Source organism: Chryseobacterium sp. OSA05B, from assembly GCF_019970065.1.
Taxonomy (GTDB): Bacteria; Bacteroidota; Bacteroidia; order Flavobacteriales; family Weeksellaceae; genus Chryseobacterium.
Genome location: NZ_JAHXYH010000007.1, coordinates 74,020 through 91,975 on the forward strand (window position 1 = coordinate 74,020; position 17,956 = coordinate 91,975).

Consider the following 17,956-nt stretch of genomic DNA (forward strand, 5'->3'; position numbering starts at 1 on the left):
ATTCCAGCCTAGCTTCGGCTAGAAAATTTTGACCTAAAATGCTATTTTTTTCTTCTTTTCCTCCACCGAACTGTCATTTTTTACATTTATGTTAAAAATTCATGTCTTTTATTAGGGTTAGCCGCTCTATAAAAGGATTATTCAAGCATTATATCATCCATTCGTCTTGTACATTTATTCTTATTCCAAAATTCTATGACTGTCATATATCCTTCATTGCAGCTGAATGGTGTTTTAGCTTCGTAAAATAAGATATTTTTAAGCCCCAAAATCTTACAAAATCGTCTGCTTCCTGAAATTGATGCTTCCCAGATAATAAAACAGCAGACTGAACAGCAATAGCGGCCCCAGCATGGTTAACCAGTTGATTTTGCTTCGTTCATTGTAATATTCCAATTGAAATTGTTTCCAGTTGATGCTTCCCGTCGGTTCGTTGGCAAATATTTTGGGATAAAACAAAAGCCTTTTGCCTTCATGGAAATGTTCCGCAGCCTGTGTAAACCTCAGCTGATCAGCCAATCCAGATCCTGTAAGATCACTGAGCTGAAACTGCATATGAATTCCGGGAACAAAATAAGAAAGTGTACGGCTCATTTTCTCTCTTTTCCAAAGCTTTGCTTTCAACTGAGCAGACTGACTTTTAGATTCATCATCTCCCATCTGCTGCATGGCATAATACCAAAGCCAGTTGAAACTTTCTTTCGGATATCCATAGGATTTGAACTGCGGATAATGTCTGTAAAATTTGTCTATAGTCGGTTTCTGATCCGTATCCCATTTTTCGTGATAAGCTTCCCTTTGTTCAATTGCCGTATCCAATGCTTCCGGTAAGGGATATTTGCTTAAAATAAAATGATTGAGAACGGCAGGAAGGATAACTGTAAGGACAATCCAGAAACACAAAAGCCCTGCAGCACCTGCTCTGGAACTTTTATTCCAGGAAACCACCCAGAAACTTAAAGCAAACCAAACGATAATATAAAAAAGCGAGACCAGAACAAAACCTGCTAATGCTCCATTAATCCTCAAATCCAGGATAGGAATGGCCAGAATAATCAGAAACAGTAAAACTCCGGTAATCACTGCAAAACGCACCATGAATTTTTTAAATAAAATCCTGAAAGGTGTTTGCGACTGTACGGACAGCAGAATCCAGGTGCTTTCCTCTTTCTCTTCAGACAGCAGATTATAACAGTAAGAAATAATCACCAGCGGAAACAGGAAAATAATTACAAATCCCAGATCCAGACTGCCCAGAAGCAGACTTACAGGATTCTGAAGATCCGTATCATACTTCTGCCCTTCCAGATTTCTGATGGTTAAGCTCTGTATGGAAGGATTGACATCTCTTTGCCCTATTGAAAGCGCATTCAGATTGTCTGTTGTATTAACCAATCCAAATTTCAGATAATATAATAAGAGTCCGAGGTCCTTTTCTATATAGCCCGTATATCTTTCAATATGTTCTTTCTGATAGATAGCCGTATGCTCAATATTGGCTTTCTGCTTCTCTATAAACTGCCTTCCCACAAAAATACTGACCAGTCCTGACAAAAGCAGGAACAGCATCCCCAGATAGGCAGACTGGGAACGGATGAAGTTCTTAAATAATAAAAGATACATGATTAATTTATTTTTATTGTTTTAGACATAAAATGAAGGACGAAAAGAAGCCCCAATGCCCACACCAGAAGGGAAAGCACAGAAGCCAATTCATTTTGAAACAGAGCTCTCTGTCCTATAAACCTATATTGAAAATCAGGAAGTTCTTTCCAGTGATCTTTGCTGATCGTGTAGGGTTTATCATTTTCCTGCTGCTTTTTATTGCTGATATTTTCCATCTGCAGTTTGTTCATGAGTTGCGCCAGTTGGTACCTGTACGCTTCCACCTGCTCCTGATAATTGATATAGGAATTAAAATCTGAGCCAGTCAATGCTGTCGAAAGGTCTTTAACCGCCTGAAAAGGATTCACAAAAGCCAGAGAACGGTTAATGCTGTTCTGCTCCTCATAAATATCAAGCTGCTTTTGCCAGTGTCTGTTATAAATTCCTGAGCTGATCTTTTCTCCTTCCGCCATGATATAGCCGCTGTAATTAAACGGCAATTCTTCCACTGTTTTCACCTGATAAGCCTGCAGAAGAGAATCTTTTATTCCTTTGTAATAACTGTCATTCGGATTGTGGCTGTCTCCGGTTTTTACCAGTTCATTTTCCACTTTGGTATCAAAATCGATCTTCGATGGCGCAGGATGCAGATACGCACCGAAAGCCTGTGCCGTTCTGGGAATAATCACGATAAACAGCAGCCACAAGCCGATCAGCTTAACTAAAGAAGATCTTGAAGTTCTGCTTACTGCGGATATCATTACACAAACGCTGCAGACAATAAAAAAGTAGATCAGATACGTTCCGCCGATCCAGAACAGACGAAGAAATTCATCAACCGCGCTTTTAAAACCTGTCAGAGAAAACCACATGACCGCAGACAGGATCATCACCGGAACAAAAACCAGTCCCACCAGACAAAGCAGTCCCAGTATTTTTCCGGCCAGCAGCTCTTTCCATAGTACGCCCTGGCTGATCAGTACTTTTAATGTATTATTTTCCCGTTCGGCCGAAATGCAGCTGAATCCGAGGAAAAATATAAACAGTGGAATCAGGGTTTGCAGGATCATTGCCGTACTTACCTCTCCGAAACGCAGCATTCCAGATGAAAATCCGGCTTCAGAAAAATTAACGGTATTCTGCTTGTGGGCTTCCAGAAATACTGAGTTTCCCATGTATCGTTCCAAACCGTAATCGAAAAAGCTTAAAGGATATCTTGCCCTGAAGATCAGATACCCGTAATGCGCCATTCTGTGAGGATGTTTATCCGGTTTGTTTTCCCATTGATGCCGTACATCAACCTGATGTTTTACCCTGGTATCTTCCTGCACTTTATAGTCCTGCCACCCCGTATAGGCAGCAAATACAAACAAGAGACTGAGGATCAACAGAAGAACAATGACCGCCTTATTCTGTAATGACTGTTTCCAAAGCTGTATTGAAATCAGACGGATAATATGTATTCTCATAATCTTAAGATTTAAAATTTATAAACTGCCGTAAGCACTGCGTTTCTTGGAGCTCCAGGAAACAGACGGAGATAATTCTGCGCGCCCAGCCAGTAAGTCGTGTTAAAAAGGTTATTGATATTGAGCGAAATGCTCACAGGTCCCTGTTTCGGAGTATAGTAAACAGCGGCATCAAAGATTGTATATTCAGGAACCAGGAAGGAACGGTTATACATCGGGACTTTGTTTCCACTGTACTGAAAGCCTAATCCCACCGCGATATCCTTCAGAAAAGAAGTCTCGCTAAAGCTGTATTTTTGCCAGATATTGGCACTGTGGAATGGAGTATTCTGTTTTCTGGCGCCTATCAATGCAGGATTGATATCGTCAATAATTCTCGCATCATTGTATCCGTAGGACGCAAACACCTGCCATGCCCGCGAAATATTTCCTATAATGTCCATCTCAAAACCGCGGCTTCGTTCCTGTCCTCTGGTTATCAGACGGTCCGGTTCAGCAGGATCATTGGCATTCAGAAGGATATTCCGCTGACGGATTTCGTAGAATGCGACATCAACATGAATTTTTTTATTAAAGAAATCTGCTTTCATTCCGACCTCTCTGGACTGACTTCTCAAAGGTTCAAAAGCTCTGCCTTCAGGAATAACTACCGGAGCCAGTGAAGCCGTATTCGACTGTGGCTGGAATCCTTCGATATAAGAAGCGTAAACATTGATCTGTTCATTCACATTATAGGTCAGACCAACTCTCGGGATCAGCTTACTGTCTTTGACTACGATTTCATTATTCTCTTTATAACGGGTAATATCCTGAAACCACTCCTGTCTGAGGCTTAGAAACAGATTAAAACGGTTCCATTTCATCTGATCCTGAATGTAAATTCCATGAGAACGTATCAAAGCCGGTGGCAGTGCAGCCTTTGAAAATATATATTCATCCGGATTTTTGATACTGTAGACCGGATTGGCCAGATTGAAATGCTCTACATTGGGTTTAGGCATGGTAATCCCGTTGACCGTCACCATCTGATAGTCACTGGCATTCTGTGGATTATAGGAAGAAGCTGTTTTCCCATTGGTCAGAAGATATCCTCTTGCCGTGTTCTGTGCTCCGCCTTTGTACTTATGCGTGCTGATGAAATCATAGCCAGCCAGAACTTTGTGTTCAATAGGTCCTGATTTAAGATTAAACACCAGATAAGCATTGAGATTATCCGTATTCCAGAACTGATTTCTCTGAACCATCTGCATTCCCGCCAGCGTTGGGATAGGCTTGTTATTGGCATCTACAGCAAAAGCATTTGTGGTTCTATGTTCCTGAAGGTCCTCTTTCCAGGTCTGCTTCATATACGATGCATTAATGCTGATTTTATCGGTAATCCGGTGTGTAAAATTGGACATAATGATCAGTTCCTTTGATTTAAAATAATCATTAATGGCTCCAAGATTAAAGCTGATCGGAGTGCTCCGGAGATCCGTCATCCCATTTACCGCTCCGAAAATAGGCTGACCTCTGTCTATTTTACCATTCAGGTCGCTGTAAATCATTTCTACGTTGATTGCGGTCCTGTCATTCGGGATATAGGAAATTGAAGGAGACAACAGAACACTCTTCTGGGACTGAATATCCCTGAAACTCTGAGCCTGCGCATACCCTGCATTCAACCTGTATAAAAGTGTTTTCTCTTTGTTCAATGGTCCGGTAAAATCGAGTGAGCTTCTTATCGTGCTAAAACTTCCTACACTCATGGTTACTTCCCGGCCTGGGGTTTTCAATGGCTTTTTAGTCACCAAAACGATGCTTCCTCCCGGATCCACACTGGAAAGAACGGCACTGGCCGGACCTTTTATAACTTCTATCTTTTCAAGGTTCGTCGTAATCGGCTGCATAAAATAATACTGCCTGGTCCGCATTCCATTGATGATCGTACCTTCTTCGTTCTGTGCAATCCCACGTATACTGAACTGGTTGTAATAGCTCACAGGCGTTACACTGCTGGCCATTTTCACGGCATCACCCAATTGAAAAGCCTGTCGGTCTTTGATCAGCTCCTTACTCACCGTAGAAATTGAAAAGGGAATATCTTTGTTCTGAACTCCAATTTTAGTGGCTGAGAAAGAATAATCACTCTGGTATTTTTTTGCTGCCCTGCCTAAAATTTCCACTTCCTGAATAGTTCCTACCTTATAGAGATGGATGACCAGTTTTTTGGTTAAAAACGTACTGTCCGCTTCAATCTGTTCGGTATAGGTATCATAAGATTCAGCATTGACACTGATTTCATAGGTTCCTTTTCTGACATCCGGTATGCTGAAATTCCCGTTGTCGGATGTCGTTTCATATCTGTTTTCATTATTTTTAATAATGATTCTGGCATTTTTAAGCCTCTGATGATAATCGCCAATCAATTCCCCGGACAATGTTTCCTGCGCACAGACCTTCACACTGGCGACGGCCAGTGCTGCTGTGATATACAAATATTTCATTCCGCGGTTCTTAAATGGTTTCCAGATAAATTTTCTGCAGCTCATCTGCAGTAACAGATTGAGCATCAAGAATGTGAACTAATCTCCCTTCTTTCATAATGCCGATTCGTGTTCCCACATTTACTGCATTGAAAATATCATGGGTAGCCATCATGATCGTTTTACCCTTTGCAGCAAGTTCTTTACATATTCTGGTGAATTCTGCAGTGGCTTTCGGATCAAGTCCTGAAGTAGGTTCATCCATTAAGATAAGGTCTGCACTTTTAGCAACAGCAATGGCAATGGCCACTTTCTGACGCATCCCCTTGGAATAGGCAGCCAGTTTTTTGTGATGTGCCTCCTTCTGAAGACTTGTCTTGTCCAACAATATTACCAGTTCTTCTCTGGAATACCTGAAACCTGCCATCTGACTGAAGAAATCTAAGTTTTCAATTCCTGTAAGATTAGGATACAGCTGCACGACTTCCGGAATGTAGGCTGTGAACTTTTTGGTGGTTTCTCCATTAACCTCCACCGGAACTCCTTTAATGAGAGCCTGTCCGGAACTTGCTTTTAAGAAACCTAAGAATATATTGATCGTTGTGGTTTTGCCAGCTCCGTTTTGTCCGAGCAGACAGAAAATTTCTCCTTTTTGTACGGATATATTGAGTCCGCTTAGCGCAGTGACATTATTGTACTGCTTACTAAGCTCAATAGCTTGTAATATTGACATGAAAATGTATTATGTAATTAAATAATTAAAAAAAGTTCAGCCCGCAAAAGCAGGCATTGGATATTTAAAATTATAATACAGCCGGTGGGCCTCTGTCTGAAAGGGAAAAAAGAGTGTAAGAAAATAGAAATTCGGGAGAAGAGAAGATCTTTCCCGTAATTTTTGATACAGAAAAAACAGTGGTGTAAATCTTTCCGAGTCCACCTTCACCCAACAGTTTATGGTGGCAGATAGGACACTTGGTATCGCATGACGAAAATGCCTTTTTGAAAATCTTTACATGCTCTCTTTTGGACTGCTGAAAAGTATTTCCTGCATTCTGACTGTGAAGAAAATGATGGTGAAGATATTCCGCCGGAGAAACAGCAAAAGCATACACAGCAATGAAAATTGCCGTCAGAAAGTGTTTAAAATGCCTTGTGACTCTCAATGGATAGATTTGCTGATTGAACTTGAATGCTGCGAAATTAAAAAATATTTAATTAACATCGGGTTTAAGTGACATCAATTTCAAAACTTTTCCGGGAAAGATTTTCTTTTCTGTTAAATTGTTCTCTAAATCTACAATTGATGTAAGAAATAAAAGACCTGAATTGTTCTACTCTGTAGAAATACCTTTAATCTTTCCGAAATATGATCAGACCACTCTGTTTTATTTTATTTTTCATTCCGTTGTATATCTTTTCACAGAATAAGATCAGCTATAAAGTGTATTATGACGAAAACCTCGAACAGAATGGTTTAAAAATTCAGGTAGATTATACTCAGAAAAAATCTTCGGAAACGACATATTTCTATTACCGTAATGAAAACTGGGGTGAGAAAAACCTGTATAATAGTGTAAATCTGCTGAAAGAAGACAATCCCGGTATCAGTTTCGAAACAAAGCCGGACAATGACGAAATAAAAATCCTGCACAAAGACAGCAGAAAGGTTTCTTTTGTGTACCATATTATACAGGATTTCAAAGATCCGAACCACCGTATTTTCAACCGTCCAAAGGTAAGGAATAATTTTTTCCATGTCATGGGCAAGAATTTATTCATCGTTCCTAAAACATTCACAGAAATGCCGGATGATCATGAATTTGAATTTTCGATTGAATGGATCGGCTTTCCTAAAGATTTCAAAATACACAATACTTTTGCAAGCCAGATAAAAAAACAAAAGATCAAAACAGTACTTTGGGAAGGCTTTTATCATTCCCTTTTTGTAGGTGGAGATTACCGGATTTATGATTTTAAAATTCATGATAAGCCGGTCTATTTTGCGATAAGGGATGAATGGAATAACGGATTTTCTGATGACTTTCTTTTTTCCAATCTTAAAAAAGCGACACAGGCGCAGCGGGATTTCTGGAAAGATTACGATCAGGATTATTTTACCGTGATCATGAGCCCAACCGTTTCTCAAAAAGACAGCTTATTTAAAGGCTACAGCACCAAGGGTTCAGCGATAAAAAATGCTTTTATGATCCAGGGAACCAATAATCCGTTTAACAATAAAAATGCTTATCTCTACCTTCTTCACCATGAACTGATGCACGACTGGATCGGAAACAGGATCAAAAACCAACATGAAGAACTCAATTACTGGTTCAGTGAAGGGTTTACGGATTATTACACCTATAAAAACAGGCTTAGAATCAAAGATATTTCATCCGAAGAATGGCTGAAACTTTTCAATGAAGAAGTGATCAAAAGTCACTGGAAAAATCCACAGCGGAATCTCCCGAATTACAAAATAAAAGATGAATTCTGGAAAAGCCGGAATGTAGAAAAAGTTCCGTACCGAAGAGGTTCTATCTTCGCTTTCTGGCTGAATAATCAGATCATGATCCAAAGCGGTCATAAAAAATCACTGGACGACCTGATGCAGGAACTTTTAAAAACCTGTACGGAGAAAAACCTGAAGTTTACGGACGAACTGTTTCTTGATCTTGTTCAAAAATATCTGGAGAAGGACCTGTCCTACTTTTTCCAGAAACATATCCTGAGCGGTGAAGACATTGATCTGTTCAGTGAAAAATGGATCAATGGTTTTGAGTTTAAAACAATAGATGGTATTCCACAGCTTCAGACGGATAAAAATACAGAAGTGAAATATATTTTATAACGGGTCAAGCCAAAAGACAGAGATGGATTTTTGGCGGCTTTCAATACTTCCCGCTCCCATCTTCCCGCCTCTTTTCTTCAAGCAGCTCGTTTACTTTTCTCCCTGCATTTTCCAACAATGCCAGACTATCCGGTGTGATCCGGTCTGCAAAAATGATCCGAAAATGGTGGCTGTATTCATCGGTTAATGAAAATGTATTTCCGGGCGTGAACAAAATTTTATTTTTGTCACAATAATCAAAGAATCTCTTCATATCAGTTTGTTCCGGGAGCTTCCCCCAAATGCTGTAACCTCCTTCAGGACTGTGAAAATAGCAACCTTCAGGAAAGTAATTGCGCAAAGCATTCAACAACTCAATAGCCTGTTTGTTCAACAACTTGCGAAATGACCGCAGATGCCGTTCATAGCTGGTTCCCTCAAGAATTTTCAGCATCAACTCCTGATAAACAGGAGCAACTGATCTTCCCAGAACAAACCTTGCCCTTTCCGAGCGAGCATAGAAACGTCCGGCATGCAGCCAGCCCAAACGAATGCCCGGTGCCAGCGTTTTTGAAAATGAAGAATACGTCATCACCAATCCTGAATCGTCAAAACTTTTAATGCAACGAGGCCTCTTATCTCGAAAATAAAGATCGCCGTAAATATCATTTTCAATAACCGGGACCTGATGCAAAGATGCGATGGCCAGGAGTTCTTTTTTAGCATCATCAGTCATCATAACACCTGTAGGGTTGTGAAAATTGGGTGTTAATACTACGGCTTTTATCTCATTCGAAGTGCAGACTTTCCTGAAATATTCTGTGTCAAAGCCGTTTTCATAATGCACGGGAATCTCGATGATTTTAAGGCCCAGATTCGCTACAGCCTCCAAAACTGAAAACACACACGGACTTTCAACAGCAACAATATTTCCGGGATCGGTTACCGCTCTTAAAGCAATAGTCAATGCCTGTAGTGCTCCGTCTGTAATGATAAGTTCATCTGGATTCATTAAACATCCGTGAGTTCCCATCTGCAGAGCAATCTGTTTCCTTAATTCATACAACCCGTTTGAAGGATAATAACGTAATAATGCAGCTCCTTTTTCGCGGATCACTTCCTGCATCGTTCTGAGGATCAGTTTTTGTGGAATGAAAAGATCTCCCGGCGCTGCCATATGGAAAGAACTGGATTCTGAAGGTTTGTTTCTGGCAGAGGTCAGCATCAAATTTTTGGCGAATATGGTGTCTCTCACAACAGGAATCAGATTTGTCCTGAACTGCAAAGTACGATCTTCTTCAACGGAGGACACGAAATATCCTGAACGGGGACTGCTTTCTATTAATCCTTTCATCATCAGATATTCAAAACCACTTTGAACTGAGCTTGTACTGAGCTGATATCTGTTTTTGATCTCCCTTACGGAAGGCAGACGTTCTCCTTTCAGCAAAATCTTATTTCTGATCTGCTCTTCTATAACCGATGTGAAAATTTCATATTTATAGGATCTCATCATTCTTTCATTAAACTGTACTGAACAAATTTACAAAATAAACAACTGTACCGATTAAATTAATGAAAACTGTATCCCTTTTAAATCCAATAATCTTCTAATTTTGAATAAAAAAGATTCATGAATATAATTTCAAAATTTACAGTGGGTTCTGAGGAGGGAATTTCTGATCTTATAACCATTATCGATTCTTCAGTCTATGCCCTGCACAAGGAACTGATACCTGAAGAGGACATCAAAAAATATATTAAAAACAATATTGATCCCAGAAAAATGATCAATGACCTGAATGATCTTTCCAACCAGCTGATCATTACCTATGCAGACGACAAACCGGTAGGTTACAGCATTATCAGAAGCGGAATGAGCCATCCTTCCCTTCCCGAAGATAAAAAAGCAACAGAAATAAGCTTTGTGATCCTCCAGGATTTTGATTCACCGGAAATCAGGGAATCGCTTTGGAAAAAAAGCAGATCAGCAGCCAGTTTTACGGATATTATCTGGATCAATATGATGAATCATGATCCACTTTTACCGTTTTTAAAAGAATCAGGGTTTACTGTAGCAGCAGATGCTACGGCGGGACCTTTTAAGCTTCCTTCTCAAATATTAAAGTTCGAAATCAGCAGAGGTTAGATATTTTTCTGCTCTTTAAAATATTTTGACACTATTATTTTTTAACCACAAAAGATGCAAAAGTTTTTTGTGGTTTTATTTTTTTTAATTCTCGCAGATTAATCAGATCATACAGATTGGGTTCAACATTTTTTAATCTCCTGCGGATCAAACGAATCAGGAAAGCTTTTGTGACTTTTGTAGTTTCATATTTTTCATCACAGATTTAACAAAATTGAGAAAAACTTTTGTCGATTATCATTACATAACAGAAATGGATCAGGATTAACGCCGTTTATGTATCTTTGATTTTTATAATTTCTAAATTTATGAGTGATCAGCTGGAAACCATCGAAGATTATTACAGACGTCTCAGAAAGAATCAGATGAAAATGTTCGATTCGGATGATTTCGAAACCGGAAAGTCGCATTTCAATGTTTCTATGCGGAAATACTGCAGCTTTAAAAGCCCCTACAACCGCCGTGACTACTATAAAGTGAGTTTTATTTTAGGAAAAGGTACATTTCAGTATGGGTCTCATGAACTGTATATCGACCGTCCTGCTTTATTTTTTCCCTCCCCTAATATTCCGTATTCATGGGAGTGTGACGGAGATCTTCAGGAAGGCTATTTCTGCCTGTTCAATCAGGAGTTTTTTAATGGAAATTCTGAATTTAATCTGTTTAAAAAGACTTCGCTGTTTAAAGAATGGAGTAAGCCAATTGTTTTTTTAACGGATGAACAGACTCAGCTGGCGACCCTTTATTTTGAGCAGATGTACAAGCTTAATAATTCGGCGTACCCGTTCCGTTGCGGAAGTATTAAAAGTCACCTCGCTTCTGTGATGCACCTGGCTTTGGAAATTCGTGTGGATGATATTAATCCCAATGAACTTCCTGCTAATATCCGTTTGTACCGCTTATTTGATGAGCTTCTGAACAAACAGTTCCCATTAGATTCCCCGGCCTACCCTTTGGCTCTGAAAACGGCTTCAGACTTTGCGGAACATCTTAATGTACATGTCAATCATTTGAATTCATCGGTAAAATCAGTAACGCAGCTTACGACGACACAAATCATTAAAGAAAAGGTATTCGAAGAATCTAAAAACCTTCTGAAATATACGAATTGGGATATCGCTGAGATCGGATACACACTGGGATTTGATCAGCCTTCCCATTTTAATAACTTCTTTAAAAAACATGCTGAGGTTTCTCCTTTGAAATTTAAAAACGCTTATTAAATCTTTGATTTTTGTAATTTTTACTTTGTCTTTTTAAATTGAACTGCCCTTTTCTTACCCTATTTTTGCATAGTAAAATAACGAACGAATATGTTGTTGAAAGAAGCATCTGAAAAAAGAATCAGATTAATCACTATTATGGCTTTTGTGTCGATCCCGCTTTCGGGCTTTGTCACAGATATTTATTTGCCTTCATTTCCCTCAATGGCCAAGGAAATGCAGGTTTCTGAAAAGGATATCCAGATCACTTTAACGTCTTATCTGCTGAGTTACGGGATCTCGCAACTTTTTGTAGGCGGTATTCTGGACAGTATCGGGCGCTACCGTCCTAAGCTGATCGCTCTGTTTTTACTGATCATCAGCAGTATTTTGATTACGATGACGGACAGTATTCTGTTGATCTGTCTGTTACGTATCCTTCAGGGAGCTGCAGTTTCCGTACTGGTTGTAGCTACCCGTGCTATTTTTGTAGACCTTTACGACTCGGAAAAAGTAAAGCATTATCTGAGCTATTTCACGATTGTCTGGTCGTGTGGACCAATTCTGGCTCCTTTTCTGGGTGGATATCTTGAAAAGCTGTTTAACTGGCATGCGAATTTTTATTTCCTGGCTTTTTATGCAGGTGCATTATTCCTGTTTGAATGGTTTTTCAGTGGTGAAAGCTTACCGGAAAAGAAGAAACTTAATCTTTCTGAGAACATCAGCCTGTACAAAATGATGCTGAAAAACAGAATCTTTATGTTGGGGATCATTATTTTAGGACTGAGTTATTCTATTGTTATGCTTTTCAATCTGACGGGTCCTTTTATTATTGAGAACACTTTTCACTTTACGCCTGTAGTTATAGGATACTGTACGCTGATCTTAGGGTTTTCATGGATGATCGGAGGATTTATAGGAAAACGAAGACTTAAATTAGATTTTAAAGCAAGAATTTTACAGCCTATTATTTTACAGCTGGTCTTAATTGCCGGACTGATCGCCACCAGTTTCTACGCAGAAAGCCTGTTTATCATGGTTCCTTTTGCCTTTTTCATTCACATTTGTTCCGGGATTCTGTTTACTTCGTTTTTCACAACGAGTATGCTCTATTTCCCTAAAAATGCAGGAACAGCGGGTGGACTGATGGGAGGATTGGTTTATGTGATCACATCTATTACAAGCTTTATTATATCAGTCAGTGGAACCGTCACGGAACAGGGCGGCCTTGCCTGGCGTTATCTGGCGATTGCCATTGTACTTTTGGGAATTATTCTCGTCATGCACCAGGCGGTTAAAAAAGAACAGGCAGAGAGTTAATCTCTGCTTTTTTTATGCTCTTATTTTTCTTCTGCATTTGAATTTATTATGATCATTTTTTTCTGTATAAATCTATAAAGTTGCTACAATCCTATGATTGATTCCACTCATACAGCTATTGGTGGATTATATTTTAGCATTGTTATGATAAGAATTAATATTGCAATGTCAAAAAAGAGAATTGTTGTAATTTTAATAAGTGATTAAGTTTATTTACAGAAAAATATTCATTCATAAAGACAACAAAACCAAACCATTAAATAAAAGAAGGGAATTAAATGTTAGAGACGATCAAAAAACAATGGAAACAGATTCTGGTCATCCTCATGTTGTACACAGCATGGAATATCGCGGTATTTTTGTTTCTCGTCAGGCTGCAGGGACTTGAGACCACCATGAAGCAGTTTGGAATCGGAAATCAGCTTTATGTCAATTTTACTCATACCATTATTAAGGGAACCATTGTTTATTATATCCTGATCTATCACCTGATCATTCCATTCATCAGGAACAGAAACGGGAAAAAATTTATTCTACGATGCATCCTGCTTTTTGTGGTACTTACCGCTTATGAATATGTATGGAATTTTACGGTATTAAAGACCGATCCTACGAGCAGCAGCTATGTTTCACCCAAAGTATTTTTCATTACCGCCGCTATCCTCGACTGCATTATTATACTCATCTCTTATTTCGTGGCTACACTCATAACATCCAATGAAATGCGAAAGCACAAAGAGGAACTGGAAAAGGAAAAACTCAGAGCAGAACTTGCTGCGATCAAATATCAGATCAATCCTCATTTTCTGTTTAATTCATTAAGTTTTATTTATACCAAAACCCTTAGAAGCAGTCCGGAGGCCGCTCATGCGGTACATCTTCTTTCTGAAATTATGAGCTATGCGCTTGATGACTGGGGAGAATTGGGAACGGTTCCTCTTGCGCTGGAAGTGGAGCATATGAAAAAGGTGATTGAAATGAACCAGATCCGGTTCAGTCATAATCTGAAAATTAAATATTACGAGGATATGCAGGCGAATGATGCTTACATTCCGGTTCTGGCATTCGTTACCCTTGTGGAAAACGCCTTTAAACACGGTGATCTGAATGATGAGAAAAACCAAGTCTCCATTGAACTCATTGCTACGAAAAGTAAAATATGCTTCCTCGTGAGCAATAAAAAGATAACAGGTCCTAAAGAACCTTCCAAGGGAATTGGTCTGAACAATGTGCAGCAGCGACTGCAACTGATGTATGGGATCAAGCATTCTTTTACCATCAAGGAAGATGAGAATTATTATTTAAACGAAATTATCATTAATCTATAAAATTATGATGAACTGTATTGTTGTAGACGATGAGGCTCATGCCATAGAACTGTTGAAACTGCATATTGAGCAGACTCCGTTTCTGAAACTTGCTGGCACCGCCACCAATCCTGCGGAGGCATTGCAGCTGCTGAACAGCACGGAAGTTGACCTTGTTTTTCTGGATATCCAGATGCCGGGTATGTCCGGAATTGAATTGCTAAAGGTATTGAACGGCCGTTATAAAGTCATTCTTACCACCGCTTTCAGAGAATATGCTCTCGATGGATTTGATCATCATGTAGTGGATTATTTATTGAAACCTATCTTTTTTCCAAGGTTTCTCATGGCTGTACAGCGGGCACAGGAAACAAGCTCCGTCCCTAAAACGGAAACGGAAGATTTCATCCTTGTCAAAACCGAGTACAAAGGCAAGCTTTTGAAGATCAAAATCAACGACATCATCTACATTGAAGGAAAAGGGAAATATGTCTGCTTCCACACGAAAGACGGAGAACAGATTATGGCTCTTTTGAATATCGGAGGCCTGGAAGAAAAACTACCGAGAGACCGTTTCAAACGGATCCATAAATCTTTTATCATCGCGATTCCATTTATCATCATGATTCAGGGAAATATGGTACAGCTGGAATTTACAAAAAACCAGATCCCGATCGGACAAACGTACCGCGATACTTTTATGACCCAGATGATGGACAAAGTACTCACCAATAAAGGAAGAGAAGAGCCAGGTCCCATTGATCCCATCCGATAAATCAATTAATAACCAACCACATAAAAATCTAACAATTTTAATTTACAAATCAAAAACAATGAAAAAATTATTCATCCAATCTATTGGAATCTTCGCCCTGGCCGCAGCTACATCATGCACACCATCTTATTTCGGAAAAACGTATTCACCGACGCAGAATGTAGATGTGTATTTCGATGCCGCCGATGTAAAAAAAGAACATGAAGTGATGGGAACAACAGATGTAGGCCAGGGATTTAATTCTCTAAATGCCGTACAGCAAAAAGTCATTGAACTGGGCAAAGCGCAAGGTGCAGACGGTGTCATTATGAAATTGACGGAAGAGGTTACAGGAAGCCAGAAAAGTGATTTCGGAAGTATGAAAAACGGAAGTAAAAACAATACGTATACCGGCGGATCTGTAACCACCAACATCAAAATTAAAAAAGTACTGGCTACTTTCATCAAATACAAGTAACCTATCCTTTCGTCAGGCTTCTCAACTGATGATTCCTTGCTATATAATGCAGGAACCTACTCATAAATCTTATTATTCTTTATCGTTTTCAATACCATAACCGCTGTATGCTACAGCCGGAAGGTTGAAATATTGGTAATGGATATGGGTTTGAGAGTTGGAGGGTTTGAGAGTTTTAGAGTAACGTTGTTGCTAGTTGACAGTTGCTGGTTTGAATCTCGAAACATGTCTGAAATCTAGACTTTGGATTCTTGATTCGGGCTTACTGACAACATAGTCGTTTTATCCTTTTTATCCAATGTTTTTTGATCCGGAGCTGTTGTGGCTCCGGATTTTGTGTTTATCCGTCTCAGTCCGATACTTCATTCAGAAAGATGTTTAAATCATCCTGTCTGCCCAGCCCTACTTTATTTTTTATTCTTGTCTTATACACTCTGATTGTGGCTGTAGTGGTATCTTCAAGGCTAGATATTTCTTTTGAAGAAAGATTCATTCTGAAATAGGTACAAAGCTTCAACTCTCTGGTCGTTAAAAACGGATAATTTTTTTTAAGTTTTTCCAGAAACATTTTATTCTCGATACTGCTTTCATTAACGAAATCGTCGTTTTTTTTATCGATCTGGATGAGATTGCTGATTTTCAAATGCAGATCTCTGAAAACCTGCTCGTACTCAGTATCCTTGGTTCTTTTGATTTTTTTTACGTTCTGTAAAAAAGCTTTTTCCGTTTCTATTTTTAAATTAAGATTCTGATGAAGGTTTTTAATCTTTTCTTTTTGAAAAAGAACATCCTGCTCAAGTATTTTTTTCTTTGTTTCAAGAATTTCTCTCTGTTTTTCAGCATCCTTCCGTTCACTTATTTTTTTTATCCATATATTGAAAGCAACGAGTCCGACGATGATGATCAGCAAACAACACATCGTCACGGTTAAAAGCTCTTTCTTCTTATGCGCCTTCATTTCATATTCATACCTTTCATTGGCAATGCTGATAAGATTTTTATTTAACAGATCTGATGTTTTTTGTATGCTTCTTCTATTTTCGTCATCAAATGTATGATTCAGCAGAACGAGTTTCTTTGATACGGCTTTCAGGGATTCAATGTCATTATTGCCAACATAATATTTCTGAACAATTTCATTGAGCGTAATTTTATTAAGGGTATTCTTCAGCAAAGGCTCGGTCTGAATAAGATGATCCACAATCTGTTTTTGCTTCGTTTTCTGATCTGTGAATGTATATAGATCAAAAAGCCTTTCAGCTACTTTAATCATATAGGTGTAGAGCTCTTTTTTGCCTCGGGAGTACTCAAATCCTTCAAGTAGTAATTGTTCAGCAGCAGGATAATCTTTTAATTTTAAATAATAAAGCCCCAAATTCCCTTTCATATTGATCAGAAAATCAGATTCCTCATTAGTATGATTCTTTTTACTTTCCAGAATCTCTATCCCTCTTTGGGTTTCCCGGACCGCATTTTCAAGACGACCAAGTTTGTGGTAGGCCAGTCCGAAATTATTATACATTGATGAGTTATAAAACCTGTCATCCGGTCTGAATTTTTTTAATGCCTCACTGAAATAATATATAGCAGCGTTGTAATCCTTATTATTATAATAAAGCCTTCCTTTCATATGGTAAAGGTGTCCCGTATAATACAGTGCGGATAAAGTCTTATTATATTCGATAGCCTTATCAATGAAATGCATTGCCAATTCAGGAGAAGTTTCTTCCAATCCGATCGCCACACTAAAATAGGATATCATGGAAATATATTCATACCTGTTATTATTGATTTTCAATAAATTATAAACAAGAGAAATCTGTCTGTTCGTATTATTACGGTACAAAAATAATTCTGCATATTTAGAACTAATCAGGTATTTCTCGTCCCCTTCTTTGTTAAATTTTTCAAGCTCTCTTTTCTGAATTACAGCAATTTTAGCAGCATCATCAACAATAGGTGTGATTTCCTGAGTTATCTTATGAAAATATACATTCCCGTCAGGCACAGGATAAAGAGACATCCATATCAATGATAAACCAATAATATATAACATTATCTTCATAAGTCGTAACGGATAAGCTTAATTTTTTTCTAATATATTGAAAATAGGTTATAAAAATTAAATCATTAAAAATTCAACACTATCCATTACACCCCAGCAAATTATATGTTATTTTCATCAATAATATAAATATTTAATTTTATTACTTAAAATAATCATTTATACCATTTAAATCTACAATGATATTGATTTACAAGAATTCATATTTAATATTTTAAAAAAATAACAGACTGTAAAACAGTATGTTAAAACTGAAATGCTAACACTTTTCTTTGAAATAAACAGTTTTTGCTAACAAGTTTTAATCTCTTACGT

The 17,956-nt window shown here is 38.4% G+C and carries 14 protein-coding genes; 7 read left to right on the top strand and 7 right to left on the bottom strand.

Annotation, left to right across the window (positions count from 1 at the left end):
• Nucleotides 1-273: 273 nt before the first annotated feature.
• From LC419_RS21400 to LC419_RS21420, 5 genes are all read right to left on the bottom strand, one after another.
• Nucleotides 274-1,623 carry a DUF3526 domain-containing protein gene (locus LC419_RS21400; RefSeq protein WP_223609249.1) on the bottom strand — a complete coding sequence of 450 codons (1,350 nt, stop codon included), beginning with the start codon at nucleotides 1,621-1,623 and terminating at the stop codon, nucleotides 274-276.
• Between the two features lie 2 nt (nucleotides 1,624-1,625).
• Complete coding sequence (locus LC419_RS21405; RefSeq protein ID WP_223609250.1) at nucleotides 1,626-3,074, bottom strand: DUF3526 domain-containing protein; 1,449 nt, start codon at nucleotides 3,072-3,074, stop codon at nucleotides 1,626-1,628.
• Nucleotides 3,075-3,085: 11 nt separating this feature from the next.
• Nucleotides 3,086-5,560, bottom strand: coding sequence for a TonB-dependent receptor (locus tag LC419_RS21410; RefSeq protein WP_223609251.1), 2,475 nt, complete (start codon nucleotides 5,558-5,560; stop codon nucleotides 3,086-3,088).
• A 10-nt stretch (nucleotides 5,561-5,570) separates the two neighbouring features.
• Nucleotides 5,571-6,272 (bottom strand): ABC transporter ATP-binding protein, encoded by a 702-nt coding sequence (locus LC419_RS21415; RefSeq protein ID WP_223609252.1) that lies wholly within the window; start codon nucleotides 6,270-6,272, stop codon nucleotides 5,571-5,573.
• A 70-nt stretch (nucleotides 6,273-6,342) separates the two neighbouring features.
• The gene (locus tag LC419_RS21420; RefSeq protein ID WP_223609253.1) at nucleotides 6,343-6,702 is read right to left on the bottom strand and encodes a hypothetical protein; all 360 of its coding nucleotides are present in this window, start codon (nucleotides 6,700-6,702) and stop codon (nucleotides 6,343-6,345) included.
• Between the two features lie 203 nt (nucleotides 6,703-6,905).
• Here LC419_RS21420 and LC419_RS21425 point away from each other — a divergent pair, with 203 nt between their 5' ends.
• The gene (locus LC419_RS21425) at nucleotides 6,906-8,387 is read left to right on the top strand and encodes a M1 family aminopeptidase (RefSeq protein WP_223609254.1); all 1,482 of its coding nucleotides are present in this window, start codon (nucleotides 6,906-6,908) and stop codon (nucleotides 8,385-8,387) included.
• Between the two features lie 40 nt (nucleotides 8,388-8,427).
• On the opposite strand, the gene LC419_RS21430 is transcribed toward LC419_RS21425, so the two are convergent.
• A complete protein-coding gene (locus LC419_RS21430; protein WP_223609255.1) occupies nucleotides 8,428-9,882 on the bottom strand; it encodes a PLP-dependent aminotransferase family protein in 1,455 nt (484 codons plus the stop codon).
• A gap of 117 nt (nucleotides 9,883-9,999) precedes the next feature.
• On the opposite strand from LC419_RS21430, the gene LC419_RS21435 reads away from it, so the two are divergent.
• From LC419_RS21435 to LC419_RS21460, 6 genes are all read left to right on the top strand, one after another.
• Nucleotides 10,000-10,515 carry a hypothetical protein gene (locus tag LC419_RS21435; protein ID WP_223609256.1) on the top strand — a complete coding sequence of 172 codons (516 nt, stop codon included), beginning with the start codon at nucleotides 10,000-10,002 and terminating at the stop codon, nucleotides 10,513-10,515.
• Nucleotides 10,516-10,823: 308 nt separating this feature from the next.
• Entirely contained in the window at nucleotides 10,824-11,738 is a 915-nt protein-coding gene (locus LC419_RS21440) for an AraC family transcriptional regulator (protein WP_223609257.1), read from the top strand.
• Nucleotides 11,739-11,828: 90 nt separating this feature from the next.
• Complete coding sequence (locus LC419_RS21445; protein WP_223609258.1) at nucleotides 11,829-13,037, top strand: MFS transporter; 1,209 nt, start codon at nucleotides 11,829-11,831, stop codon at nucleotides 13,035-13,037.
• Between the two features lie 278 nt (nucleotides 13,038-13,315).
• The gene (locus LC419_RS21450) at nucleotides 13,316-14,365 is read left to right on the top strand and encodes a sensor histidine kinase (protein WP_223609259.1); all 1,050 of its coding nucleotides are present in this window, start codon (nucleotides 13,316-13,318) and stop codon (nucleotides 14,363-14,365) included.
• A 4-nt stretch (nucleotides 14,366-14,369) separates the two neighbouring features.
• On the top strand, nucleotides 14,370-15,119 hold the full coding sequence (locus LC419_RS21455) for a LytTR family DNA-binding domain-containing protein (RefSeq protein WP_223609260.1): 750 nt from the start codon (nucleotides 14,370-14,372) through the stop codon (nucleotides 15,117-15,119).
• A 58-nt stretch (nucleotides 15,120-15,177) separates the two neighbouring features.
• A complete protein-coding gene (locus LC419_RS21460; RefSeq protein ID WP_223609261.1) occupies nucleotides 15,178-15,576 on the top strand; it encodes a hypothetical protein in 399 nt (132 codons plus the stop codon).
• A 349-nt stretch (nucleotides 15,577-15,925) separates the two neighbouring features.
• Here LC419_RS21460 and LC419_RS21465 read toward each other — a convergent pair whose 3' ends face one another.
• The gene (locus tag LC419_RS21465) at nucleotides 15,926-17,641 is read right to left on the bottom strand and encodes a hypothetical protein (protein WP_223609262.1); all 1,716 of its coding nucleotides are present in this window, start codon (nucleotides 17,639-17,641) and stop codon (nucleotides 15,926-15,928) included.
• Nucleotides 17,642-17,956: the final 315 nt, after the last annotated feature.

Bases quoted from the DNA above. Each gene is read 5' to 3' on its own strand.
- LC419_RS21445 (WP_223609258.1), top strand. From the start codon at position 11,829: ATGTTGTTGAAAGAAGCATCTGAAAAAAGAATCAGATTAATCACTATT.
- LC419_RS21460 (WP_223609261.1), top strand. From the start codon at position 15,178: ATGAAAAAATTATTCATCCAATCTATTGGAATCTTCGCCCTGGCCGCA.
- LC419_RS21415 (WP_223609252.1), bottom strand. From the start codon at position 6,272: ATGTCAATATTACAAGCTATTGAGCTTAGTAAGCAGTACAATAATGTC.
- LC419_RS21465 (WP_223609262.1), bottom strand. From the start codon at position 17,641: ATGAAGATAATGTTATATATTATTGGTTTATCATTGATATGGATGTCT.
- LC419_RS21435 (WP_223609256.1), top strand. From the start codon at position 10,000: ATGAATATAATTTCAAAATTTACAGTGGGTTCTGAGGAGGGAATTTCT.
- LC419_RS21430 (WP_223609255.1), bottom strand. From the start codon at position 9,882: ATGATGAGATCCTATAAATATGAAATTTTCACATCGGTTATAGAAGAG.
- LC419_RS21425 (WP_223609254.1), top strand. From the start codon at position 6,906: ATGATCAGACCACTCTGTTTTATTTTATTTTTCATTCCGTTGTATATC.
- LC419_RS21410 (WP_223609251.1), bottom strand. From the start codon at position 5,560: ATGAAATATTTGTATATCACAGCAGCACTGGCCGTCGCCAGTGTGAAG.
- LC419_RS21405 (WP_223609250.1), bottom strand. From the start codon at position 3,074: ATGAGAATACATATTATCCGTCTGATTTCAATACAGCTTTGGAAACAG.
- LC419_RS21450 (WP_223609259.1), top strand. From the start codon at position 13,316: ATGTTAGAGACGATCAAAAAACAATGGAAACAGATTCTGGTCATCCTC.
- LC419_RS21400 (WP_223609249.1), bottom strand. From the start codon at position 1,623: ATGTATCTTTTATTATTTAAGAACTTCATCCGTTCCCAGTCTGCCTAT.
- LC419_RS21455 (WP_223609260.1), top strand. From the start codon at position 14,370: ATGATGAACTGTATTGTTGTAGACGATGAGGCTCATGCCATAGAACTG.
- LC419_RS21440 (WP_223609257.1), top strand. From the start codon at position 10,824: ATGAGTGATCAGCTGGAAACCATCGAAGATTATTACAGACGTCTCAGA.